Origin of the sequence: Agromyces mariniharenae (genome assembly GCF_008122505.1) — a bacterium.
In the GTDB taxonomy this organism is placed as follows: Bacteria; Actinomycetota; Actinomycetes; order Actinomycetales; family Microbacteriaceae; genus Agromyces; species Agromyces mariniharenae.
Map to the genome: position 1 here is coordinate 1,943,139 of NZ_VSSB01000001.1, position 21,434 is coordinate 1,964,572.

Sequence of the window (21,434 nt, forward strand, 5' to 3'; positions counted from 1 at the left end):
TCAGTCGCCCAGCGTGATGACGGCGCCGTTGAGTTCGCTCGCGGCGCCGTTCCACATGTCCACGACGGATGCCGCGAGCTGCTCCTCGAGCCCGCTGAGCGACCGAACGCGGAAGATGACGGCGGCCCCGCCGCCGGGCTCCACGGGCTGCCGTGCCCCGGCCGCGTCGACCGGTCGCGGCGCGAAGCCCTTCGCGAGGGAGTGCATCCACGACTCGCTCGCGGCCTTGACGGCGGCGTAGTTCGCGTTGCCGGTGGTCGGGTTCTCGACCGTCGTCGAGGAGACGATCGCGATCCGTCCGGCGGTCGACGTGATCATGTCCTGCCAGAACGCGCGGCTCACGTAGCGCAGGGCCGTGAACGACCGTTCGAGCACGCGGTAGTCCTCCTCGGTCTGGCCCATGATGCCGCCGCCGCCGCGCCAGCCGCCGACGAGGTGGATCACGCCGTCGATGTCGCCGGTGCGTGCGCGCACCCGCATCGACAGCTCCAGCACGTCGTCGCCGTCGGTCAGGTCGGCGTTCTCGCCGAGGACGCCCGGGAGTTCCTGCTCGAGCTCACGGATGCGTCCCTCGTCGCTGCCGACGGCGACCACCCGGGCGCCCGCATCCAGCAGCGCCCGAGCGACGGCCCGGCCGGCCGTGCTCGTCGCCCCCGCGATGAGCACGGTCCGGCCGGCGACCGCCACGTCAGGCCTCCGAGGCGCCGGTGATGCCGACCGTCGACTCGATGACCGGCTTCATCTTCTTGTCGAGCGCCTCGTAGAACATCGACAGCGGGAACTCGTCGTCCATCACGAGGTCGGTGTAGCCCTTCGGCGGGCCGGCGAGCACTTCGCGCGGCAGGCCCTCGGCCCACACCGACGCGGGGTTGGGCGTCAGCACGCCGCGCACGAGCTCGTAGGCCGCGAGCCAGTGCGCCGTCTTCGGGCGGTCGATCGACTTCCAGTAGAGCTCGTCGATCGCGTCGCCGAGCTCGACGACCGCGTCGGGCACGGCCGACCAGTCGAAGCTCAGCGAGACGTCGGTCCACTCGAGCACGTGCTTCTGGTGCAGCCACGCGAAGAGCAGCTGGCCGCCGAGGCCGTCGTAGTTCCGCACGCGCGACCCCGTGATCGCGAACCGGAAGATCCGGTCGAAGATCACGGCGTACTGCACGAGCTTCGCGTGCTCGAGCAGCTGCTGCTCGACCTCGGAGAGCGGGACCGCCTCGGCATCCGTCGTGCGGGCCCGCAGCTGCCGCTCGATCTTGACCGACTCGCGGAACGCCGTGAGGTCGCAGCGCAGCTCCTCGAGCGAGTACAGGAAGAACGGCATGCGCTGCTTGATCATGAACGGGTCGAACGGCAGGTCGCCGCGCATGTGCGTGCGGTCGTGGATGATGTCCCACATCACGAACGTGCGCTCGGCGAGCTCCTGGTCGTCGAGCAACGCGGCGGCGTCCTCGGGCAGCTCGAGCTTCGTGATCTCGGCGGCGGCGCGCACCACCCGGCGGTAGCGGGCAGCCTCCCGGTCCTGGAAGATCGCGCCCCAGGTGAAGGGCGGGATCTCGCGCATGGCCACGGTCTCGGGGAACAGCACCGCCGAGTTCGTGTCGTAGCCGGGCGTGAAGTCCACCAGGCGGAGCGAGACGAACAGCTTGTTCGAGTAGTCGCCCGCCTCGAGCGCGGCGATGAACTCGGGCCAGATGGTCTCGACCACGAGCGCCTCGACGTGCCGATCGGCCGAGCCGTTCTGCGTGTACATGGGGAACACGACGAGGTGGCGGATGCCGTCGACGCGGTGCCGTTGGGGCTGGAACTCGACGAGCGAGTCCAGGAAGTCGGGCACGCCGAAGCCCTCGGCCTGCCAGCGGCGGAAGTCCGCGACGGATGCCGCGAGGTACGCGCGCTCGTGCGGGAACCGCGGCGCGAGCGCCTCGATCGACTCGACGACCGCGTCGACGAGCGCCGATGCCTCGGGCCGGTCGCCCTCCTCGGGCACGGAGCCGTCCTTCACCTGGAGGGCTTGCAGCTTCGTGGCCGACTCCTTCAGGCGGAGCCACGCCGGGTCGGACTCGACGCCCTGCGCGAGCGCGATGTCGGTTGCGGTGACCTCGTCCTCGAGGACCTCGGGTTCGCCGATGATGGCGTCGATCGTGATGTTCGACATGTGAACCTCCGTTCCCCGTGGGTGCGTGGACGAGGTCGCGAGTACGACCTCGATGCGGCCGGATCGGCCGGTGTTCCAAGGCTAGACGCAGGCTTCCCGCGATGTGTTGCGGTCCGGTGCGGCTTTGTTGCGTGCACGCGCGATCTCGCGACGGACTCCGCCACCTCGCGCACACCTCCGCCGCGCGGCCGGCTCAGGGTGCGCTCCCCTCCGTTCGGAGCATACGCCGGAGGTTGGCACTGAGAAAAGCTCAGGAATATTCGGGGCCGGTCGGGGTGGGGTCCCGGATCCGGCGTCGTCGTGGCATCCGTAGCTTCACGACTACCCCACACCTCGTGGACCCCTATCAGGAAGGAAAGGAACCATGAATGCAAGGACGGCGGCACCGGTCATCGCGATCGCGTCGCTGGTGGTTCTGATGAGCGGCTGCGCCGGCGTGGCCGCACAGGGCGGACAGGTCCGCGACGACCTGCGCCCGGCGGCGAACGCCGCATCCGTGATCGGTCTCGCCCACGGCGAGGTCATCGTTCGCGACGACCTCTCGCCGACTCGAGTCGAGAACCGCATCACGGCCCGCATGGCCGAGCAGGCCGCGCAGGCGCCGCGCGAGTTCAGCGCGGACGCGCTCCGCGAGCTGCACTCCCAGGCAGTGGTGCAGGGCCCCGTCGAGTTCAGCGCCGACGTCCGTCGCGAGCTGCACTCCCAGCCGGTGCTGCAGCAGAGCGCGCGCGAGTTCAGCGCCGACGCCCGCCGTGAGCTGCACTCGCAGTCGGTGACGGTCGAGCAGAAGTCCTTCAGCGCCGACGTCGTTCGCGAGCTCAAGGGCAGCACGCAGACCGGAGTGAGCGCCGCGGACATGCAGGGCACGCGGCTCAGCGAGTACGCCGAGGCGCACGCCGCCGCCGACGTGACGGCGGCCGAGATGCAGGGCCAGCGCCTCAGCGCGTACGGCCAGGCATGGTCGGATGCCGCGGTCCGTGAGCTGAAGGGCAGCGCCCCCGTCGTGGTGCAGGACGACGTCTCGCCCACCCAGGGCAGCGACCCCGCACCCACGCCCACGCCTCAGGACGACACGGTCGACGACGACCTGTCTCCCAACGGAGGCTCGTTCTGAACGGGCGGCACCCCTGCGGTCCGTTCACGGGCGCGGCGAGATCGGAGACGACTCGCCGCGCTCGTTCGCGTGCCGGGCGGTGCCGGTAGGGTGCCGCACATGGGGCACGCCACGGATGCCGCGAGCGACACGGATCCCGCAGCCCTCACCGCCGAGGCGGTGCAGGAGGCCCTCGCCCGACTCGCCTCCCCCGAGCGGGCCGCGGGCTCGGCGCGGTTCTTCAAGACGGGGCCGGGCCAGTACGGCGAGGGCGACGTCTTCATCGGCGTGACGGTGCCCGACACGCGTACCGTGGTCGCCCGCTTCGCGGCCCTGCCGCCGCACGAGGTCTCCCGACTGCTGGCGAGCGACGTCCACGAGCACCGCCTCGCCGCGCTCCTCATCATGGTGCGGCGGTTCCAGGTCGCCGGAAGGCCCCGAACCCGCGACGATGCGGAGCGCGCCGCACTCCACGCGGCCTACCTGCACGCGGTGCACGCAGGGCGCGTGAACAACTGGGACCTCGTCGACAGCTCGGCGGAATGGCTGGTCGGGGAGGTGCTCGTGGACGCCCGACGGGGCGACGACCCGTTGCTCGACCGGCTCGCGGTATCCGCCTCGCTGTGGGAGCGCCGGGTCGCCGTGCTCGCGACCTTCGCGTTCATCAAGGCCGGCGACGGGGCGCCGACGCTGCGGCTTTCGGCCCGGCTCCTCGACGATCGAGAGGACCTCATGCACAAGGCGGTCGGCTGGATGCTGCGCGAGGTCGGCAAGCGCGTCGACCGCGGCGCGCTCACCGCCTTCCTCGACGAGTACGCCCCGCGGATGCCGCGCACCATGCTGTCGTACGCGACCGAGCACCTGTCCCCCGAGGACCGGCTCGCGTATCGCGCGATGCGCCGCGCCGTATGACGTCGGATCACGGTTGCGTCACCCGGTGACGACTCGCCCGTCGTCGGTCGTTGACAGCCGTTCGGCGCGCTGCCAGTATGCGGAACGGCCATTCGTCCACCAAGATCGCGAGGAACGCTCACATGACTGATTCAGTACCTCCCCCGGCTTCGCAGCCCGAGCCCACTCCGGCCGCGACGCCGGCGCCGGCTCCGGCCCCTCCCGCTCCCGCTCCCGCTGCCGCCGCGGCTCCCGCGCCGGCGACCGGGGAGAAGTGGAACGTCCTGTCGATCGTCGCGTTCGTGATCGTCTTCCTCGGCTTCAGCCTGATCTCGATCATCCTGGGCTTCATCGGCCTCAACCAGATCAAGAAGACCGGCGAGCGCGGCCGGGGCCTCGCCCTCTGGGCGATCGTCCTCGGCTTCGTGTCGATCATCATCGGCATCATCTTCTGGATCGTCTTCGCCACGGCGCTCATGGCGAACTCGACGGTCACCGTCAACTAGCCGCACGGCATCGACGCGGGAGTCCCCGTCACCGGCTCCGAGGAGTCGGCGGCGGGGACTCCGTCTGTCTGGGGCTGTTCGCGGTGCCCCGATCTGGGCCGTTGACACCCCTGAGGCGCTGCTGCCACGATGCAGGTCAGGGACCGTCATCCATCACGCAGTGGGGGGCCACATGTCCGGATCCGCTCTTCCGCCCGAGTACGACTACGACCAGCCGCCGGCACCCGCCTCGACCGGCAAGTGGAACGTGCTCTCGATCGTCGCGTTCGTGATCTCGCTCCTCGGGTTCAACATCATCGCGGTCATCCTCGGCTTCATCGCCCTCAACCAGGTGGGCAAGAGCGGCGATCGCGGCAAGGGCTTCGCCAACGCGGCGATCATCATCGGCCTGGTCACGATCATCCTCGGCTTCATCTGGGGCTTCTTCTTCCTCGCCGGCGTCTCCGCGAACGCGTAGCGGCGACCGCCGGCCGACGCATCCGAGGCCCGCCCTGCGCGAGTGCGCGGGACGGGCCTCGGGTGCGATGGGTGGGACTCAGCCCACGGATGCCCCGGCCCCGACGGGTTCGGCCGGGCCCGCCGCCGTCGGCGCCGCCATGTCGGCCGTCGTCGCAGGCTCCGACGCCGCCGCGGCCTTCGCGGCGCGACCCTGCGGGCAGCAGCATGGCGACGAGCGCGGATGCCACGAGCACGGCCGCGCCCACGAGCACCGCCGGCTGGGCGCCCACCGCGTAGTCGGTCGGCGTGAGCTCGCCGCCCGCGCCCGTGAACACGGCGGTCGACACCGCGATGCCGAGCGCGACACCCACCTCGCGCAGCATCGAGTTGGTGCCGCTCGCCTTGGCGTGGTCGTCGGGCACCATGGTGGCCAGCACCGCCGTCGACGATGGGGCGAACACCAGCCCCATGCCGACGCCGGCGATCACGAACGGCGCGATGTAGGTGGAGTACTCGACCGAGGCGTCGAGCAGGCCCGAGAGCCAGAACAGCGCGCCGCCGAGCAGCAGCAGGCCCGACACGATGAGGGCGCGCGTCCCGACGCGAGGCGCGATGAAGCCCGCGAGCGGGGCGACCACCATCGGAGCGAGCGTCCACGGCGAGGTCTGCAGCGCCGCCTCGAGCGGCGTCGCGCCCTGCACCACCTGCAGGAACTGGATCAGGATGAAGATCGATCCGAACGCGCCGAAGCTGAACCCGAAGCCGGCGAGGTTCGCCACCGAGAAGCTCCGGTCGCGGAAGAGCCGCAGCGGCAGGAGCGGCGCCGTGGCGCGGGACTCCCACGCGACGAACGCGGCGAGCAGCACGCCGCCGGCGATCAGGCTGCCGAGCACCTCGAGGCTGTCCCACCCGGCCTCGTTGCCCCGGACGATGCCGTAGACGAGGGCGAGCAGGCCGACGCCCGAGAGCACGAGCCCGACCACGTCGGCCCGGAGGCGCGCACCGAAGCTGTTCGGCAGCGCGAGCAGCGCGAGCGCGACCGAGACGACCCCGACGGGCACGTTGATCCAGAAGATCGCCTGCCAGGCCCAGCCCTCGAGCACGGCGCCGCCGATGAGCGGGCCGGTCGCGACGCCGAGGCCGGCGACGCCGCCCCAGATGCCGATGGCGAGGGGCCGCTTGGCGACCGGCACGTTGCCGGCGAGGAGCGTGAGGGAGAGCGGCATGATCGCCGCGGCGCCGAAGCCCTGCAGCGCGCGGGCGGTGATGAGCTGGCCGGGGTCGGCGGCGAGGGCGGCGAACGCCGAGCTCAGCGTGAAGACGACGATGCCGACGAGGAACAGCGTGCGGCGCCCGTAGCGGTCGCCGAGCGCGACGGCCATGAGGATCGAGCTCGCGAAGGCGAGCGTGTAGGCGTTCATGAACCACTGCAGCTCCTCGACGGATGCCCCGAACTCGGCGTGCAGCACGGGCAGCGCGTTCGTCATCACGAGGTTGTCGAGGGTGGCCATGAACATCGGCAGCGCGGTCGCTACGAGGACGAGCCAGAGCGGGCTCGGCCGGCGGCCGGCGGCGGACCGCGTGCGCGGCCCGGGTGCGGCATCGAGGACGGTGGACACGTCGGCTCCTTGAAGTTGTTATCGGATGATTACTTGGACTGTAGTAATCGACTGATAACATGTCAAGCATGACGATCCAGGATGTCGCGCCGGCCGCTCGCATGAAGGCCGCCGACCGTCGGGAGCTGATCCTCGCGGCGGCCACGGCCGTGTTCGGCGCCAAGACCTACGTGGGCACCACGACCGACGAGGTCGCCCGCGCCGCCGGCGTGAGCCAGCCCTACGTCGTGCGGCTGTTCGGCACCAAGGAGAAGCTGTTCATCGCGGTCATCGAGCGCGCCTACGCGCGCCTCATCGACGAGTTCCGCCGTGCGCTCCCGGGCGACGTCGAGGGTCGGGCGGGCCGGATGGGCAGCGCGTACACGGGCCTGCTCGCCGAGCGCGGCATGCTCCCGGTCATCGCCAACTCGACGGCGCTCGGGGGCGAGCCCGAGATCGGGCGAGTGGCCCGCGCCGGCTTCAGCGACATCTGGCGCTTCATTCGCGACGAGGCGGGCTTCTCGGCGGAGGAGACCCGCGAGTTCATGGCGACCGGCATGCTCATCAACGCCATCGTCGGACTGCGGCTCACCGGCGACTACGGCAACGAGGTCTCGGCCACCGAAGTGCTCGAGGCGTGCTTCCCCGACGCCGTCGAGAAGGTCCGTGCGTTCCTCCCCGAGATCGGCGAGCCCTGGTGAGCGGCGGCGACTAGCGCGTCGACCGCAGCAGCGAGATTCCGTACGCGGTGATCCACGCGAACCCGAGCGCGACGCCCACGAACAGCCGCACGCTCATCCCGGGCCCGAACGGCAGGCAGAGCAGCAGGCACGCCACGCCGATCACGCGCGACCAGATCGCCGCCGCGCGGTGCCCCTCCCACGTGAGCCGTCGCGCGACGACCCACGTGACGGCGACGAGCGCGAGGAACGCGAGCGGTGCGGCGAACGCGTGCACCGTCCCGTGGAACGTCCACTCGGTCGGATACCCGTCGGGCGTGCCGATCGGGAACCCGAGGGCCGGGTCGGCGGTGAAGGCGCCCCCGAGTACGAGGCCGACGCCGTAGAGCGCGAACAGCACGGGCGCCCAGATCCGGCCGGGGCCGTCGCCGAGGCTCCGGCGGGTGCCCACGGCGAACGCGAGCATGAGCACGCCCGCGACGACGAAGTTCGCGATCTGGATCCAGCCGAGCTCGCCGAGCGAGAGCAGGCTGAGCGGATGCCGCGTCAGGTCGAAGCCCTCGCGCGTGAGCACCTGCACGAGGCCCACGGCGACGAAGAGCGGGCCCGCGACCACGCCCGCCGTGACGAGGGCGCGGGTCGCGGGATCGCCGGCGTGCGCCGGCCGGCGGCCCGCGGTACTCGGGGCGACTCGGGTGGTCGCGGTGTCGGTGCGGATGTCCATGGCGTCGTTCCTTCCGGTCGTGACCCGGTCGATCGGGTCGTTCACCATGGCGTCGCGGCGCGGCATCCGTTCTCGACATCGATCTCGGAATTCTTCGGACGCATGTCGAGAACGGCGTCGAGCCGCCGACGCTATCGTGAGGGCGAGCCGACCGAGCACGCCGCACCCAGGAGGGATCCCATGCGCTACATGTGCCTGATGAAGTCCAGCGAGTCGAACGGCGAGACGCCCCCAGCCGTCTACGAGGCGATGGCGGAGTACGACCGCTGGGGCCGGGCGAACGGCGTGCTGATCGACAGCCAGGGGCTGCTGCCCAGCGACGCCGGCGCGATCGTCTCGCTCGTCGACGGGAACATCAAGGCCGTCGACGGTCCGTTCACCGAGGCGAAGGAGCTCGTCGGCGGCTACGCGGTCATCGAGGTCCGCTCGTACGACGAGGCGCTCGAGCTCGGCCGCCGGCTGATGCAGATCCACAAGGACAACTGGCCCGGCTTCGAGGGCAGCGTCGAGATCCGGCAGATCGCCGAGTTCTGACGCTTGCACCCGCGCGGCGCGCGTGGTCTCATGCTCGCGTGGGCGACGAGACGACGCGCGCCGCGATCGAGGCGGTCTGGCGGCTGGAGTCGACGCGGCTCATCGCGGCGCTCGTGCGCATCGTGCGCGACGTGGGCCTCGCCGAGGACGTCGCGCAGGACGCCATCGTGGCCGCGCTCGCGCAGTGGCCGGCCTCCGGCATCCCCGCCAACCCGGGCGCGTGGCTCATGACCACGGCGAAGCGTCGCGCCGTCGACGCGTTCCGCGCCCGCGCCAAGCACGACGCGGCCGCGGCGGCGCTCGCGCGCGAGCTCTCGGAGTCGGTCGACGAGGACCCCGGCGCCGGCATCGACCACGTCGAGGACGACGTGCTGCGCCTCATGTTCATCTGCTGCCACCCGGCGCTCACGCCGGAGGCGCAGTCCACCCTCACCCTGAAGCTCGTCGCCGGGCTCTCGACGCGCGAGATCGCGCGGGCGTACCTCGCCCCCGAGGCGACCATCGCGCAGCGGGTCTCGCGGGCCAAGCGCACGCTCGCCGAGACAGGCGCCGCGATCGAGGAGCCGTCGGGGCCCGAGCGGGCCGATCGCCTCGAGACCGTGCTCGGCGTCGTCTACCTGCTCTTCAACGAGGGCTACTCCGCCACCGAGGGCGACGACTGGATGCGCCCGGCGCTCTGCGACGAGGCCGTGCGGCTCGGCCGCATCCTCACGGCGCTCGTGCCCGACGACCCCGAGGTGCACGGCCTGGCCGCGCTCATGGAGCTGCAGTCGTCGCGCCTCGCCGCGCGAGCCGGTCCCGGCGGGGAGCCGATCCTGCTCGACGCGCAGGACCGCCGGCGGTGGGATGCCACGCGCATCCGCCGCGGGCGCGACGCCCTCGCCCGCGCCGACGCCCTCCTCGCCACCGCCGGCCCCGACGCCGAGGCGGGCCCGTACGCGCTGCAGGCGGCGATCGCCGCGGAGCATGCGCGCGCGGCATCCGTCGACGGCACCGACTGGGACCGCGTCGCCGAGCTCTACGAGCAGCTCGGGCGCCGCACCGGCTCGCCCGTCGCCGAGCTCAACCGGGCGGTGGCGCTCGGGCGGGCGCGCGGACCGGCCGCCGGGCTCGCGCTGCTCGACCAGCTCGACGACGTGCCCGCGCTGCGCGGATACCACCTCGTGCCGAGCGTGCGCGGCGATCTCTACGAGCGGCAGGGCCGCGGCGCCGAGGCGGCCGCGGAGTTCGAGCGCGCGGCGTCGATGACCGCGAACGAGCGCGAGCGGCAGCTGCTGCTGCGCCGGGCGGATGCCGCGCGGGGTTCGGGCTAGAGCAGCTTCTGCTTGTGCATCGACGCGGTCTCGTAGCCGAGCTCGTCGTAGAGGCGGATCGCCGGCGTGTTGTAGGCGAACACGTTGAGCCGGATCGACGCCGCGCCCTGCGACCGGGCGACGTCCTCGGCGAGGAGCATGGTCGCGCGACCGATCCCGCGGCCGCGGAACCGCTCGTGCACGGCGACGTCCCACACCCACCAGCTCGACGCGTCGCTCGACGGCCCGATCCAGAGCCAGCCGGCGTCCTCGCCGTCGACCTCGACCGTGAACAGGAAGTGGCCGGCGACCAGGCGCCCGCCGGGGAAGAACTGCTGCTCCGAGAGCTTCCGCGCCTCCGCCGCCTGCTCGGGCGTGTCGCCCGCGCGCATCCGCGCCGCCTCGTAGGCGGCCATCGCGATCGGCAGCCATGCGGCGGTCGCTTCGTCGGACTTCGGGACGAGTCGGATGTCGGGAGTCGTCATCCGCCCATGCTCGCACGCACCGCCGCCGCATCGTTGAACCGATCGGTTCAGTGTTGTACGCTGCAGGCATGGCAGCCGGACCGCACACGGTGGACGAGTACCTCGCCACCTTCCCCGACGACGTGCGCGACGTACTCGAGCAGGTGCGCGCCGCGATCCACGCCGGCGTGCCCGACGGCGAGGAGAAGGTGCGGTACGGCATCGCCGCGGTCATGCTCGGCGGGCGCTACGCCATCCACTTCGCCGGCTGGAAGCACCACGTCGGCCTCTACCCGGTGCCGCGGTTCGACGGCGCGCTCGAGGACGAGATCGCGCCGTTCCGCGCCAAGACCGACTCGGTGAACTTCTCCTACGCGAAGCCCGTGCCCTACGAGCTGATCACGCGCGTGTCGGCCCAGATCGTCCGGCAGCGACGCGAGGCCGAGGCGTCCGGCGACTGACGTCCGGCCCACGGCGACCGCGCGCGACCGCGTGCGGCGCGTGCATCCGCGTGCGCGAAGATGGACCGATGACGAGAACGGTGCAGGGCGCGAAGGTGCTCATCACGGGCGCGGCGGGCGGCATGGGACGCATGTACGCCGAGCGCGCGGTGGTCGAGCACGCGGCATCCGTCACCCTGTGGGACCGCGACGCGGCGGCCCTGGCGCGCACTGCCGACGAGCTCGGCGCGCTCTCGCGCGGACGCACCGCCGTGCGATCGTACGTCGTCGACGTGGGCGACCTGGGCGCGATCGCGAAGACCGCCCAGCGCGTGCGGCGCGAGGTCGGCAATCCCGACGTGCTCATCAACAACGCCGGCATCGTGCGCGGCAACCGCTACTTCTGGGAGACCGACACCGGCGAGGACACGCGTCCGACCATGCAGGTGAACGCGCTCGCCCCGATGTACATCACGCGCGAGTTCATCCCCGGCATGATCGCGAACGCCTACCGGCCGTCGCGCATCGTGAACATCGCGTCGGCGGCGGGTACGCTCGCCAACCCGCGCATGGCCGTGTACGCCGCATCGAAGGCCGCGCTCATCGGGTGGAGCGACTCCCTGCGGCTCGAGCTCGAGCAGGCCGACCACGGCAACGTGAAGGTCACCACCGTGACGCCGAGCTACATCTCCACGGGCATGTTCGCTGGCGCGAAGGGGCCGTTGCTCGCGCCGGTCCTCGAGCCAGAGGTCGTGGTCGACCGGGTGTGGCGGGCGATGCTCGCCGGCTCGCCGCTCGTCGAGCTGCCCTGGAGCGTCGGACTCTCCCGCGCGCTGCGCGGCATCCTGCCGACCCGGGTCTTCGACCGGATCATCGGCGACGGGTTCGGCGTCTACCGCTCGATGGAGCGGTTCACCGGGCGGCGCTGACCCTCAGTGGAGCGCACGCGCACCGGCACCGGGCGCGAACGGAGCCGCTGCGCGACGACGCCGAACAGCATCGGCACGGCGAGGCCGGCGGCGCAGATCGCGATCAGGAGTTCCGTGGTCATGCCGAGACCGTACGCGCGCAAGCTGGGCGTCGGCCGCGAATCGCCGGGGCACGGGCCGAGGGCGGCGCGCCGGCCGAGCGGCGACGGATGCCGCGACTCGCGTCAGTCGCCGCCGCCGTTGCCGCTGTTCCCGTTGCCGTTGTTGCCGTTGTTGTTCCCCGGTCCCTTGTTGGGGTTGTCCTCGCCGGGGTCGGGATCGTCGTCGCCCTCCTGCGTGGGCTCCGTCGTGGGCTCGGGCGCCGGTGTGGTGGCCACGTCGGCCGCCTCGAGGTCGGCGCGAACGACGTCCATGGCCGTGAGGATCTCGGCCTCGCGCGCGGCGTCGATGCTGCCGTTCTCGGCGGCCGTGGCGACGTCGCGCTCGAGCAGGGCGAGCTCGGCGAGGGCGCCGGCGTAGTCGCCGGCCGCGGCGCGCTCGGAGATCTGCACGACCGAGGCGTGCATGGCGGCCGCGGTGTTCTCACTCGAGGCCGCGCAGGAGGACAGGCCGAGGACGAGCCCCGCCGCGAGCATCGCCGCGGGCAGGGCCGTTCGCCGACGGAGCTTCGCGATTCGCATCATCCGCCTCCCGTCACCGCCTGGTCGAGTTGCTCGAGGTGCACGCCGAGGTCACCGGGCACGGCGGGCAGCGGCTCGAGCTCGGGCGCCGCCGTGGGTGCGCTGAGCGCGCCGATGATGATCCAGGCGGCGACGCCCAGCACCGCGAGGAGCAGCCCGATCGCGATGAGCGGGCGTACCCAGTTGCGCTCGCGGTCGCCGGTGGCGCGGGCCTGTGCGCGCAGCTGGGACCTCGAGGAGGCGGCCTCGGCATCGGGCCTGGCCGCGGCGGGCGTGGCGAAGAACGAGCGGTCGGGCGTGGGCAGCACGCGCGTGGCGGCGGTGGCGTCCGCCGCGTCGCCGGGGGTCGTGACGGCGGGCGTGACGGCCACCGTGTCGTCGGAGGTCGGTGCGGCGGGCGTGACCGCCACCGTGTCGGGCCCCGCGGCATCCGTGAAGGCGAGCGTCGGCGCCGTGGCACCGGGGTCGTCGGACGCCGCGGTGTCGAGCTGCGTGGCGGCCACGGCGACCTCGAGTGCGGTCGGCCGGTCGGCGGGCTCGCGCGCGGTCATCGTGCGCAGCAGCGCGACCCAGTCGGGGCCGAGCGATTCGGGGATGTCGGGATCGCGTGCCAGTCGCGCGCTCGCGGCCTCGACGGCCGGGCCGGGGAACGCGGTCACGCCCGTGCGCGCCTCGAGCACGAGCAGGCCGAGCGAGTAGACGTCGGCGGCGGGTGTCGGCGGGCGGCCGTTCACCTGCTCGGGGCTGAGGTAGCCGGGCGTGCCGACGAGGAGTCCGGTGCGGGTGAGGCGCGCGTCGTCGATGAGCCGGGCGATGCCGAAGTCGGCCAGCTTGGCGTTCCACGTGCGGGTGGGCAGGTGCGCGGGCTCGAGGAGGACGTTCGCGGGCTTCACGTCGCGGTGCACGATGCCGCGGTCGTGGATCACGTGCAGCCCCTCGGCGAGGTCGGCGAGCAGGCCTGCGGCATCCGCCGGGCTCAGGGGGCCGAGCTTCAGGGCCTCGCGCAGGTCGCGACCCTCGACGAGCTCCATGACGAGGAACTCGCGACCGGTCTCGTCGTCGCGCGCCGCGTCGTACAACCGCACCAGCGCGCGATGCGCGAGGCTCGCGAGCAGCGCGGTCTCGCTGCGGCGCCGCTCGGCGTCGTCGATGCCCTCGGCGGCCTCGGCGAAGACCTTCACCGCCACGGGACGCCCCAGCGACAGGTCGACGCCGCGGTAGACGGTCGCCATGCCGCCGCGGCCGATGAGGTCGTCGACGCGGTAGCGGCCGCCGAGCGTGGCACCGGCGAAGGGGTCGCCCTTCACGCTGCTGGGGGTGGTCGTCACGCTTCCGAGGGTAACGGCCCCGCCTGAGAGCCGCCCAGCCTCCGGCGGGGATTGGCAGGCGGCATCCGCTCTGCTACGGCAAACGGCGGCCGGCGTCGGATGCCGCGGATGCTGCGGGCTCGTGCGGGCTCAGCCGAAGATCATCGGCTGGTCGTCGTCGGTCCGCGACAGGGCGAGATCGACGAGCACGGGCACGTGGTCGCTGGGCGCGGTGCCCTTGCGCTCGTTGCGGTGGATCGAGGCATCCGTCACCGCCTCGGCGAACGCCGCCGAGCCGAGGATGAAGTCGATGCGCATGCCCTCGTTGCGGGGGAATCGCAACTGCTTGTAGTCCCAGTACGTGAACAGGCCCTCGGGCACCCGCGACCGCACGACGTCGCTCACCCCCGCGTTCTCGAGCGTGAAGAACGCCTCGCGCTCGGGCCGGGAGACGTGCGTCGTCTGGCCGACGATGACCGTGGGGTCGCCGTTGTCGACGTCGAACGGCGCGATGTTGAAGTCGCCGACGAGAGCGAACGGCACCTCGGGGAACGACGTGGTCTGCTCGCGGGTGTACTCGGTGAGCGCCGCGAGCCAGTCGAGCTTGTACGCGTAGTGCGGGTCGCCGAGCGCCCGCCCGTTGGGGACGTAGAGGCTCCACACGCGGACACCGCCGACGGTGGCGCCGATCGCCCGCGCCTCCTGCGGCTGGTCGGGGCCCTCGACGCCCTTGGCGAAGCCCGGCATTCCGGGGAACGCGGTCTCGACCGACTCGATCGGCAGCCGACTCGCGATGGCGACGCCGTTCCACTGGGAGAAGCCGTGCAGGACGAGCTCGTAGCCCGCCTCCTCGAAGCGCGCCGCCGGGAACTGCTCGGGCTTGCACTTGATCTCCTGCATGGCCAGCACGTCGACGTCTTCGCGAACCATCCAGTCGACGACGCGGTCGACGCGGGTGCGGATCGAGTTGACGTTCCAGGTGGCGAGGCGCATGCAGCCAGCCTATGCGGCGGCACCGACGCGGAACGGCCCGAGGATCATGCCTCGACGTCGGCCTCTGCGTCATCGGCGAGGCTGCGTCTCGCCACGTCGTCATCGCCGCGCATCGCCCGGAGCCGCGGCAGCACCACCCAGAAGCCGATGAGGATGAGCGCTCCCAGCACGAACGCGATGATGCCGGCCGCGCGTGAGAGGGCGAAGTCGAACACGAGGGACGTGACGCCGAGCACGAGCAGCGCGACGACGACGAGGTGCGCGACGAGCAGCCGGTTGCCGATCCGGACGATGCGGCCCTTGACCCGTTGCCCGAACAGCGTGCGATGCAGGGTCACCGGTGCGAGGCCGATCACGGTCGCGAGGCCCGCCAGTGCGACGAGCGTCAGGTACAGCGCGAGCTGGTACCCGTCGAGCTCGGTGAACCGCTGCTGGAAGGCCACCGCGAGCAGGAAGCCGCCGATGAGCTGCGTTCCCGTCAGCGCGACGCGCAGCTCCTGCAGGATGTCGTTCCAGTGCCGGTCGCTCCGTTCGTTGGGCGTCTCGTCACGCCCGTCGGAAGGGACGGCGTCGTCGTCGAGGGGGTCGGCGTGCCGCGCGTTCATGCCCGATCGTAGGCATGAGGAGGGCCCCGCGCTCAACCCCTTGCGCCGGCGGGCCCGACGGATCAGGACGCGGCCGGCGTCACGCCCGCAGCGGTGAGCGCGAAGCCGCCGATGAACACCCCGACGATCAGCAGGATGCCGACGAGCGGGATCCAGAACGCGATGCGCTTCAGCACGAGCACGATCACGGCGGCGATGAGCGCGAACAGGCCCACGACGAGCGGGCCGATCATCGCGACCATCATGCCCGTGGCCATCAGGTCGTAGTTGCAGACGGAGCTCGCGCCGCAGGAGTCTCCGGCGAACGCGAGGAAGAGCGAGAAGAACGACGCGAGGAGTGCCGCGCCGATCATCAGCACCAGGAGCACGATCGTGGTCACCAGGTCCCACATGATGATCGGCCGCTTCGCGGGTGCCGCGGTCGCGTACTGGTCGTACGGCTGCGCCGTCGCCGGCATCGGCTCCGGTATCGGCTCGGGTTGAGCCGGCGGCGGTCGGACCGGCTCCGGCTGGACCGCATCGCTCATGACGGCCTCCCCTCTCGCCCCAGGACGGGCGCCCCACCAGCCGAATTCTGGCAGCGGCGCGCCCGATGCTGCAAGGATCGAAAGCAGGAGCGAGGGAGGCGATGCCCGTGGCATACCGCATCGAAGGCGTCGAGGGACTGCCCGAGATCCGACCGGGCGACGACCTCGCCCAGCTCGTCGCCGACGCCGTCGAGCTCGAGGACGGCGACATCCTGGTCGTGACGTCGAAGGTCGTGTCGAAGGCCGAGGGCCGCATCGTGCAGGCCGACGACCGCGAGGCCGCCATCACCGCCGAGACCGTGCGCGTCGTGGCGACGCGCGAGTACGAGGGCGGCATCACCCGCATCGTCGAGAACCGGCAGGGCATCATCGGCGCCGCGGCGGGCGTCGACGCGTCGAACGCCCCGCACGGCACGGTGCTGCTGCTGCCGGTCGACCCCGACGCATCGGCGCGCGCCCTCGCGACCGGCATCCGAGCGCTCACCGGCCGGCACGTGGGCGTCATCCTCTCCGACACGCTCGGCCGGCCCTGGCGCGAGGGGCAGACCGACATCGCGATCGGCGCCGCGGGCGTGCACGTCTTCGACGACCTTCGCGGGTCGGCGGATGCCTCGGGCAAACCGCTCGCGGTCACGATGCCGTGCGTGGCCGACCAGCTCGCCGGCGCGGCCGAGCTCGTGAAGGGCAAGTCGTCGGGCGTCCCGGTCGCCGTGGTGCGCGGACTCGGGCGCTACGTCGGCGACCTCGACCTCCCCGGCGCACGCAGCATCCTCCGCCCGGCGGAGCGCGACCTCTTCCGCGTGGGCGCCGACGAGGCGTACACCGAGGGCTACCGCGACGGGTTCGACGAGTCGCAGGCCGAAGGGGTCGCCGACTCCGCGGGGTGAGCGTCTCGTACGCGAGGATGGAGGGGTGTCAGCGCACATCGGCTACGCCGCCATGCTCGAGCGATTCCCGCCCGCCGAGGCGGTGGCGCTCGCCGCGCTCGCCGAGTCGCACGGCTTCCGGGGCGTCATGGCGACCGACCACTTCCAGCCGTGGGTGCCCGCGCAGGGCGAGTCGTCGTTCGTGTGGAGCGTGCTCGCGGCCATCGGCGAGCGCACGACGGGCGACCTCGGCCCGGGCGTGACGACGCCCACGTTCCGGATGCATCCGGCCGTCGTCGCGCAGGCGAGCGCGACCCTCGGCGCGCTCTACCCCGGCCGGCACTGGCTCGGGATCGGCTCGGGGGAGGCGCTCAACGAGCACGTCGTGGGGAAGTACTGGCCCGAGGCGCCCGAGCGCATCAACCGCATGTTCGAGGCGGTCGACGTGATCCGCAAGCTCTTCGCGGGGTCGATCGCCGGTCGCGACGTGCGCCACTCGGGGCCGCACTTCCGGCTCGAGTCGACGCGGCTCTGGACGATGCCGCCCGTCGCCCCCGAGATCCTCGTCGCGGCATCCGGCCCCGTGACCGCGCGCCGCGCCGGCCGCAGCGTCGACGGGTTCATCACGATCGGCGGGCCCACCGATCGGCTCGCGCCGCTGCTCCAGCGCTTCGCCGAGGGGGCCCGCGAGGTCGGACGCGACGCGCGCGCGATGCCGAAGGTCGTGCAGCTCCACCTGTCGTGGGCGGCCACCGACGAGGAGGCCATGCGGAACGCGCTCGTCGAGTGGCCGAACGGCGGCATGCGGTTCCCCCGCAGCGACATCCGCTCGCCCTACGAGTTCGACCAGCTCGCGCGCACCGTGCGACCAGAGGACTTCGCCGGTCGCATGGTCGTCTCGGCTGATCCCGGTGTGCACCGCGCCGACATCCAGCGCCACCTCGACCTCGGCTTCACGCGCATCTACCTGCACAACGTCGGCCGCAACCAGGCCGAGTTCCTCGAGGTCTTCGGCCGCGACGTGCTGCCGGGGCTGCGGGCATGAACGCTGCACCGGATGCCGCGGGGCCGGCCACCTGGACCGTCGTGATCCCCGTGAAGGCGCCCGCCGCGGGCAAGACCCGGCTGTCGCCGGCGGTGGCGGATGCCGCACGAGCCGAGCTGGCGCGCGCGTTCGCGCTCGACACCATCGCGGCCGCCCGCGCGGCGGCCTCCGTCGACCGGGTGATCGTCGTCGGCGACGATCCCGACCTCGCGGACGGCGCGGAGTACCTCGCCGAGCCAGGCGCCGACGGCGACGCGACGGCCGAGCGCGGCCTCCTCCCGGCCATCCGCCGCGGCATCGCCCACGCGCGGTCGGACGAGCCCGTGGCCGTCGCAGTGCTGCTCGGCGACCTGCCCGGCCTGCGGCCCGAGGAGCTCGACCGGGCGCTCGACGCGGCGTCGCGGCATCCGCTCGCGTTCGTGCGCGACGCCGACGGCACGGGCACGACGCTCGCCACCGCGCACACCGGCGTCGCGTTCGACCCGCGGTTCGGGCCGGGCTCGGCCGAGCGGCACGCCGCAGCCGGATTCGTGGAGCTCGCGGCATCCGACACTCCCGGCCTCACGCGTGACGTCGACACGGTCGACGGCCTCGAAACCGTGCTGCACCATGGAGTCGGCGACCACACCGCCGAAGCCGTGGCCCGCCTCGCCGATCGGAAGGGAACCACATGACGCTCACACTCGGATACAAGGCCTCGGCCGAGCAGTTCGACCCGCGCGAGCTCGTCGAGATCGCGGTCGCGGCCGAGGGGCACGGCATGGAGTCGGTGTGGACGAGCGACCACTTCCAGCCGTGGCGGCACACGGGCGGCCACGCGCCGTTCTCGCTGACCTGGATGGCGGCGGTCGGCGAGCGCACGTCGACCGTGCGGATCGGCACGAGCGTGATGACGCCGACGTTCCGCTACAACCCGGCGGTGCTCGCGCAGGCGTTCGCGTCGCTCGGCGTGCTGTACCCGGGCCGCATCATCGCGGGCTTCGGCACGGGCGAGGCGCTCAACGAGATCGCGACGGGCTTCCGCGGCGCGGGCGAGCAGGACTGGCCCGAGTTCCGCGAGCGGTTCGCGCGGCTGCGCGAGGCCGTACGCCTCATGCGCGCCCTGTGGAAGGACGAGCGCGTGAACTTCGAGGGCGAGTACTACTCGACCCACGACGCGTCGATCTACGACCGACCGGATGTCCCGGTGCCCGTCTACATCGCAGCCGGCGGGCCGACCGTGGCGAAGTACGCGGGGCGCGCGGGCGACGGCTTCATCTGCACCTCCGGCAAGGGGGCGGAGCTCTACGTCGACCAGCTCATCCCAGCGGTCAAGGAGGGCGCCGAGGCCGGGAACCGGTCCTTCGACGCCATCGACCGCATGATCGAGATCAAGCTGTCGTACGAGGAGACCGAGGAGGCCGCGCTCGAGAACACCCGGTTCTGGTCGCCGCTGTCGCTGTCCAAGGAGCAGAAGCACGACATCACCGACCCGGTCGAGATGGAGCGCGCCGCCGATGCCCTGCCGATCGAGGAGATCGCGGGGCGCTGGATCGTGGGCTCCGACCCCGACTGGGTCGTCGAGCAGATCGGGCAGTACGTGGACTGGGGCTTCGACCACCTCGTCTTCCACGCGCCGGGACACGACCAGCGGCGGTTCCTCGAGCTGTTCGAGCGCGACCTGGCGCCGCGGCTGCGGGCGCGCTGAACGACTGCGGGGCGGGGGCCGTCCCGAGCCCCCGCCCCGAATGGCGGCCTGGTGACCGGCCGGCGTTCAGTTCGCCGGTTCGACCACCAGGGCCGTTCCGCCGCCGCGTCGCACCGGCTCGGCGACCGCGGTGATCAGCCCGCCCTGGTCCACCTCGATGGCGGCCACAGCGCCGATCTCGGCGGCCAGCGGGCTCGGGTTGGTGCCCTGCACCGGGGCGAGCACGTGCCCGAACGGCGCGAGGTCGTCGGCGTACGCGGCGATGAACGCAGATTCGGCCGGGGTCGTCGCCGCGTTCCGCTGCGAGGCCCGCGGCGCAGCCACCGCCTCGGGCAGGGTCATGCCGAGGTCGAGCCGGTTCAGCAGGACCTGCACGACGGTCGTGATGATCGTCGCGCCGCCGGGCGAACCGACCACGTACCGCACGTCGTCGCCGTCGACCACGATCGTCGGCGACATCGATGAGCGCGGACGCTTGCCGGGCTCGACGGTGTTCGGGTCGCCCGGGAATGCGGGGACGAAGTTGAAGTCGGTCAGCTCGTTGTTGAGCAGGAACCCGCGGCCGGGAACCGTCATGCCCGACCCGCCGGTCTGCTCGATGGTGAGCGTGTAGGCGACCGCGTTGCCCCACTGGTCGACGACCGAGAGGTGGGTGGTCGACACGCCCTGGTCGGCGGATGCCACGGCAGCGGCCGGCTCGCAGCCCGTCGCCGCGAGGTCGCCGGGCGCGACCGGCTTCGGGCGCGCCTGCGCCGGGTCGATGAGGCAGGCGCGGGAGTCCGCGAACTCCTGGCTGAGCAGCGTCTCGGTCGGCACGTCGACGAACGCGGGGTCGCCGACGTAGCGGTTGCGATCGGCGAAGGCGTGTGCCGTGGCCTCGAGGTAGAGGTGCAGGCTCTGCGGCAGCGCGTCGGGGGAGAGTGCGAAGTCCTCGAGGATGTTCAGCGACTCCCCCACCGTGGTGCCGCCCGACGACGACGGCGCCATGCCGTAGACGTCGAGGCCGTGGTACTCGACGTGCGTCGGCGCCTGCTCGAGCACCTCGTACTCGGCGAGGTCGTCGGCGGTCAGGAAGCCCGACGGCGGGGCGATCGTGGCGTCGGGGGCGAGCCGCGGATGCTGCGCGACGTCCGCCATCTCGGCCGCCAGCGGGCCGTCGTAGAACACGTCGGTGCCGCGCTGCGCGATGAGCTTCATCGTCTGCGCCAGGTCGTGGTTCTTGAACGTGGAGCCGACCTGCGGCGCGTCGCCGCCCGGCAGGAACAGCGCGGCCGTGTCGGAGAACTGCGAGAAGCGCGCTGCGTTGTCGAGCGTCTGCTGACGGAACGTCTGGTCGACGGTGAACCCGCGATTCGCGAGCACGATCGCCGGCTGCAGGGCCTCGCGCAGGGAGTCGGTGCCGAACCGGTCGAGCGCGGTCTCCCAGGTCGCGAGCGTGCCGGGGACGCCGACGGAGAGCCCCGACGAGACGGCGGTGGCGAACGGATACGGCGTCCCCGTCGCCGGGTTGATGAACGCGTTCGGGCCCATGCCGACGGGCGCCGTCTCGCGTCCGTCGAGCGTGGTCACCTCGCCGGTGGCCGCGTCGAAGTACACGAAGTACCCGCCGCCGCCGATGCCCGCGCTGTAGGGCTCGGTCACGCCGAGTGCGGCGGCCGTGGCGACCGCGGCATCCGCGGCGTTGCCGCCGTCGCGCAGCACCTCGAGTCCGATGCGGCTCGCCTCGGCGTCGACCGACGAGACGGCGCCGCCCGTGCCGGTCGAGGTCGACGGGGCCGCCGGCGCGGGCCGCCCGGTCGTGACCGAGGCACCCGGTGGAGCGGCCGTCGGCGCGGCCGTCGCCGGGGCGCCTGCGGCGAGGATCCCGAGCGAGGTGGCGGCGGCGAGCGCGATGCCCGCGCGCCGAAGCGAACGGCGACGGTCGACGGTGACCATGAGCGAACCCCCCGAACTGGTGACACACGACAGGTGCCACTCACGGTAGAC

At 72.4% G+C, this 21,434-nt stretch carries 25 protein-coding genes; 13 read left to right on the forward strand and 12 right to left on the reverse strand.

Annotation, left to right across the window (positions count from 1 at the left end):
- Entirely contained in the window at positions 1–687 is a 687-nt protein-coding gene (locus FYC51_RS08950) for an SDR family NAD(P)-dependent oxidoreductase (protein ID WP_238476277.1), read from the reverse strand.
- A gap of 1 nt (position 688) precedes the next feature.
- Positions 689–2,149, reverse strand: a complete 1,461-nt coding sequence (locus tag FYC51_RS08955; RefSeq protein WP_148733224.1) for a DUF6421 family protein — start codon at positions 2,147–2,149, stop codon at positions 689–691.
- Between the two features lie 364 nt (positions 2,150–2,513).
- Here FYC51_RS08955 and FYC51_RS08960 point away from each other — a divergent pair, with 364 nt between their 5' ends.
- The 4 genes from FYC51_RS08960 to FYC51_RS08975 all read left to right on the forward strand — a co-directional run bounded on the left by FYC51_RS08960 (position 2,514) and on the right by FYC51_RS08975 (position 5,096).
- Positions 2,514–3,263: a hypothetical protein gene (locus FYC51_RS08960; RefSeq protein WP_148733225.1), complete on the forward strand. Its 750-nt coding sequence runs from the start codon at positions 2,514–2,516 to the stop codon at positions 3,261–3,263.
- 99 nt (positions 3,264–3,362) lie between these two features.
- A complete protein-coding gene (locus FYC51_RS08965; RefSeq protein ID WP_148733226.1) occupies positions 3,363–4,154 on the forward strand; it encodes a DNA alkylation repair protein in 792 nt (263 codons plus the stop codon).
- A gap of 122 nt (positions 4,155–4,276) precedes the next feature.
- Positions 4,277–4,639, forward strand: a complete 363-nt coding sequence (locus FYC51_RS08970; protein WP_148733227.1) for a DUF4190 domain-containing protein — start codon at positions 4,277–4,279, stop codon at positions 4,637–4,639.
- Positions 4,640–4,811: 172 nt separating this feature from the next.
- Complete coding sequence (locus FYC51_RS08975) at positions 4,812–5,096, forward strand: DUF4190 domain-containing protein (protein ID WP_148733228.1); 285 nt, start codon at positions 4,812–4,814, stop codon at positions 5,094–5,096.
- Here FYC51_RS08975 and FYC51_RS08980 read toward each other — a convergent pair.
- Positions 5,050–6,696 (reverse strand): DHA2 family efflux MFS transporter permease subunit, encoded by a 1,647-nt coding sequence (locus FYC51_RS08980; protein WP_238476278.1) that lies wholly within the window; start codon positions 6,694–6,696, stop codon positions 5,050–5,052. The genes FYC51_RS08975 and FYC51_RS08980 overlap by 47 nt on opposite strands.
- A 68-nt stretch (positions 6,697–6,764) precedes the next feature.
- On the opposite strand from FYC51_RS08980, the gene FYC51_RS08985 reads away from it, so the two are divergent.
- Complete coding sequence (locus FYC51_RS08985; protein WP_187432556.1) at positions 6,765–7,376, forward strand: TetR/AcrR family transcriptional regulator; 612 nt, start codon at positions 6,765–6,767, stop codon at positions 7,374–7,376.
- A gap of 10 nt (positions 7,377–7,386) precedes the next feature.
- Here the strand turns inward: FYC51_RS08985 and FYC51_RS08990 are convergent, their stop codons facing one another.
- Positions 7,387–8,079: a DUF998 domain-containing protein gene (locus tag FYC51_RS08990; RefSeq protein WP_148733230.1), complete on the reverse strand. Its 693-nt coding sequence runs from the start codon at positions 8,077–8,079 to the stop codon at positions 7,387–7,389.
- 189 nt (positions 8,080–8,268) lie between these two features.
- On the opposite strand from FYC51_RS08990, the gene FYC51_RS19200 reads away from it, so the two are divergent.
- Both FYC51_RS19200 and FYC51_RS09000 read left to right on the forward strand, forming a co-directional pair.
- A complete protein-coding gene (locus tag FYC51_RS19200; RefSeq protein ID WP_274379492.1) occupies positions 8,269–8,613 on the forward strand; it encodes a YciI family protein in 345 nt (114 codons plus the stop codon).
- A gap of 38 nt (positions 8,614–8,651) precedes the next feature.
- Positions 8,652–9,926 (forward strand): RNA polymerase sigma factor, encoded by a 1,275-nt coding sequence (locus FYC51_RS09000; RefSeq protein WP_148733232.1) that lies wholly within the window; start codon positions 8,652–8,654, stop codon positions 9,924–9,926.
- Here FYC51_RS09000 and FYC51_RS09005 read toward each other — a convergent pair.
- On the reverse strand, positions 9,923–10,390 hold the full coding sequence (locus tag FYC51_RS09005) for a GNAT family N-acetyltransferase (RefSeq protein ID WP_148733233.1): 468 nt from the start codon (positions 10,388–10,390) through the stop codon (positions 9,923–9,925). The genes FYC51_RS09000 and FYC51_RS09005 overlap by 4 nt on opposite strands.
- Positions 10,391–10,458: 68 nt before the next feature.
- Between FYC51_RS09005 and FYC51_RS09010 the strand changes: the two genes are divergently transcribed.
- A complete protein-coding gene (locus FYC51_RS09010) occupies positions 10,459–10,830 on the forward strand; it encodes an iron chaperone (RefSeq protein WP_148733234.1) in 372 nt (123 codons plus the stop codon).
- A gap of 68 nt (positions 10,831–10,898) precedes the next feature.
- Positions 10,899–11,738, forward strand: a complete 840-nt coding sequence (locus FYC51_RS09015; RefSeq protein WP_148733235.1) for an SDR family oxidoreductase — start codon at positions 10,899–10,901, stop codon at positions 11,736–11,738.
- On the opposite strand, the gene FYC51_RS19205 is transcribed toward FYC51_RS09015, so the two are convergent.
- The 6 genes from FYC51_RS19205 to FYC51_RS19420 form a co-directional block, all read right to left on the reverse strand.
- Positions 11,702–11,860, reverse strand: a complete 159-nt coding sequence (locus FYC51_RS19205; RefSeq protein WP_187432558.1) for a hypothetical protein — start codon at positions 11,858–11,860, stop codon at positions 11,702–11,704. The two genes, FYC51_RS09015 and FYC51_RS19205, sit on opposite strands and share 37 nt — an antisense overlap.
- A gap of 102 nt (positions 11,861–11,962) precedes the next feature.
- A complete protein-coding gene (locus tag FYC51_RS09020; RefSeq protein WP_148733236.1) occupies positions 11,963–12,421 on the reverse strand; it encodes a hypothetical protein in 459 nt (152 codons plus the stop codon).
- Positions 12,418–13,746, reverse strand: a complete 1,329-nt coding sequence (locus FYC51_RS09025; protein ID WP_148733237.1) for a serine/threonine-protein kinase — start codon at positions 13,744–13,746, stop codon at positions 12,418–12,420. Before FYC51_RS09025 ends, FYC51_RS09020 begins: the two co-directional genes overlap by 4 nt.
- 129 nt (positions 13,747–13,875) lie before the next feature.
- The gene (locus tag FYC51_RS09030) at positions 13,876–14,718 is read right to left on the reverse strand and encodes an exodeoxyribonuclease III (protein ID WP_148733238.1); all 843 of its coding nucleotides are present in this window, start codon (positions 14,716–14,718) and stop codon (positions 13,876–13,878) included.
- Positions 14,719–14,762: 44 nt separating this feature from the next.
- Positions 14,763–15,323 carry a DUF6328 family protein gene (locus tag FYC51_RS09035; RefSeq protein ID WP_148733239.1) on the reverse strand — a complete coding sequence of 187 codons (561 nt, stop codon included), beginning with the start codon at positions 15,321–15,323 and terminating at the stop codon, positions 14,763–14,765.
- A gap of 62 nt (positions 15,324–15,385) precedes the next feature.
- Positions 15,386–15,964, reverse strand: coding sequence for a DUF6264 family protein (locus tag FYC51_RS19420; protein ID WP_222863224.1), 579 nt, complete (start codon positions 15,962–15,964; stop codon positions 15,386–15,388).
- Between FYC51_RS19420 and FYC51_RS09045 the strand changes: the two genes are divergently transcribed.
- Genes FYC51_RS09045 through fgd form a run of 4 tightly spaced genes read left to right on the forward strand, consistent with a single transcriptional unit; the run spans position 15,952 to position 19,448 of the window.
- A complete protein-coding gene (locus tag FYC51_RS09045) occupies positions 15,952–16,737 on the forward strand; it encodes a coenzyme F420-0:L-glutamate ligase (RefSeq protein ID WP_187432559.1) in 786 nt (261 codons plus the stop codon). The two genes, FYC51_RS19420 and FYC51_RS09045, sit on opposite strands and share 13 nt — an antisense overlap.
- 25 nt (positions 16,738–16,762) lie before the next feature.
- Positions 16,763–17,761 carry a TIGR03557 family F420-dependent LLM class oxidoreductase gene (locus FYC51_RS09050; protein WP_274379483.1) on the forward strand — a complete coding sequence of 333 codons (999 nt, stop codon included), beginning with the start codon at positions 16,763–16,765 and terminating at the stop codon, positions 17,759–17,761.
- On the forward strand, positions 17,758–18,435 hold the full coding sequence (gene cofC / locus FYC51_RS09055; protein ID WP_148733241.1) for a 2-phospho-L-lactate guanylyltransferase: 678 nt from the start codon (positions 17,758–17,760) through the stop codon (positions 18,433–18,435). Before FYC51_RS09050 ends, cofC begins: the two co-directional genes overlap by 4 nt.
- The gene (fgd, locus tag FYC51_RS09060; RefSeq protein ID WP_148733242.1) at positions 18,432–19,448 is read left to right on the forward strand and encodes a glucose-6-phosphate dehydrogenase (coenzyme-F420); all 1,017 of its coding nucleotides are present in this window, start codon (positions 18,432–18,434) and stop codon (positions 19,446–19,448) included. The genes cofC and fgd overlap by 4 nt, the downstream gene beginning before the upstream one ends.
- A gap of 66 nt (positions 19,449–19,514) precedes the next feature.
- Here the strand turns inward: fgd and ggt are convergent, their stop codons facing one another.
- Positions 19,515–21,383, reverse strand: a complete 1,869-nt coding sequence (ggt, locus tag FYC51_RS09065) for a gamma-glutamyltransferase (RefSeq protein WP_148733243.1) — start codon at positions 21,381–21,383, stop codon at positions 19,515–19,517.
- Positions 21,384–21,434: the final 51 nt, after the last annotated feature.

Bases quoted from the DNA above. Each gene is read 5' to 3' on its own strand.
- FYC51_RS19420 (WP_222863224.1), bottom strand. From the start codon at position 15,964: ATGCCACGGGCATCGCCTCCCTCGCTCCTGCTTTCGATCCTTGCAGCA.
- FYC51_RS09005 (WP_148733233.1), bottom strand. From the start codon at position 10,390: ATGACGACTCCCGACATCCGACTCGTCCCGAAGTCCGACGAAGCGACC.
- FYC51_RS08955 (WP_148733224.1), bottom strand. From the start codon at position 2,149: ATGTCGAACATCACGATCGACGCCATCATCGGCGAACCCGAGGTCCTC.
- FYC51_RS08975 (WP_148733228.1), top strand. From the start codon at position 4,812: ATGTCCGGATCCGCTCTTCCGCCCGAGTACGACTACGACCAGCCGCCG.
- FYC51_RS09035 (WP_148733239.1), bottom strand. From the start codon at position 15,323: ATGAACGCGCGGCACGCCGACCCCCTCGACGACGACGCCGTCCCTTCC.
- FYC51_RS09010 (WP_148733234.1), top strand. From the start codon at position 10,459: ATGGCAGCCGGACCGCACACGGTGGACGAGTACCTCGCCACCTTCCCC.
- FYC51_RS08985 (WP_187432556.1), top strand. From the start codon at position 6,765: ATGACGATCCAGGATGTCGCGCCGGCCGCTCGCATGAAGGCCGCCGAC.
- FYC51_RS19200 (WP_274379492.1), top strand. From the start codon at position 8,269: ATGTGCCTGATGAAGTCCAGCGAGTCGAACGGCGAGACGCCCCCAGCC.
- FYC51_RS08970 (WP_148733227.1), top strand. From the start codon at position 4,277: ATGACTGATTCAGTACCTCCCCCGGCTTCGCAGCCCGAGCCCACTCCG.
- fgd (WP_148733242.1), top strand. From the start codon at position 18,432: ATGACGCTCACACTCGGATACAAGGCCTCGGCCGAGCAGTTCGACCCG.
- FYC51_RS09045 (WP_187432559.1), top strand. From the start codon at position 15,952: ATGCCCGTGGCATACCGCATCGAAGGCGTCGAGGGACTGCCCGAGATC.
- FYC51_RS08990 (WP_148733230.1), bottom strand. From the start codon at position 8,079: ATGGACATCCGCACCGACACCGCGACCACCCGAGTCGCCCCGAGTACC.
- ggt (WP_148733243.1), bottom strand. From the start codon at position 21,383: ATGGTCACCGTCGACCGTCGCCGTTCGCTTCGGCGCGCGGGCATCGCG.
- FYC51_RS09015 (WP_148733235.1), top strand. From the start codon at position 10,899: ATGACGAGAACGGTGCAGGGCGCGAAGGTGCTCATCACGGGCGCGGCG.
- FYC51_RS08960 (WP_148733225.1), top strand. From the start codon at position 2,514: ATGAATGCAAGGACGGCGGCACCGGTCATCGCGATCGCGTCGCTGGTG.
- FYC51_RS08965 (WP_148733226.1), top strand. From the start codon at position 3,363: ATGGGGCACGCCACGGATGCCGCGAGCGACACGGATCCCGCAGCCCTC.
- cofC (WP_148733241.1), top strand. From the start codon at position 17,758: ATGAACGCTGCACCGGATGCCGCGGGGCCGGCCACCTGGACCGTCGTG.
- FYC51_RS19205 (WP_187432558.1), bottom strand. From the start codon at position 11,860: ATGACCACGGAACTCCTGATCGCGATCTGCGCCGCCGGCCTCGCCGTG.
- FYC51_RS09030 (WP_148733238.1), bottom strand. From the start codon at position 14,718: ATGCGCCTCGCCACCTGGAACGTCAACTCGATCCGCACCCGCGTCGAC.
- FYC51_RS09020 (WP_148733236.1), bottom strand. From the start codon at position 12,421: ATGATGCGAATCGCGAAGCTCCGTCGGCGAACGGCCCTGCCCGCGGCG.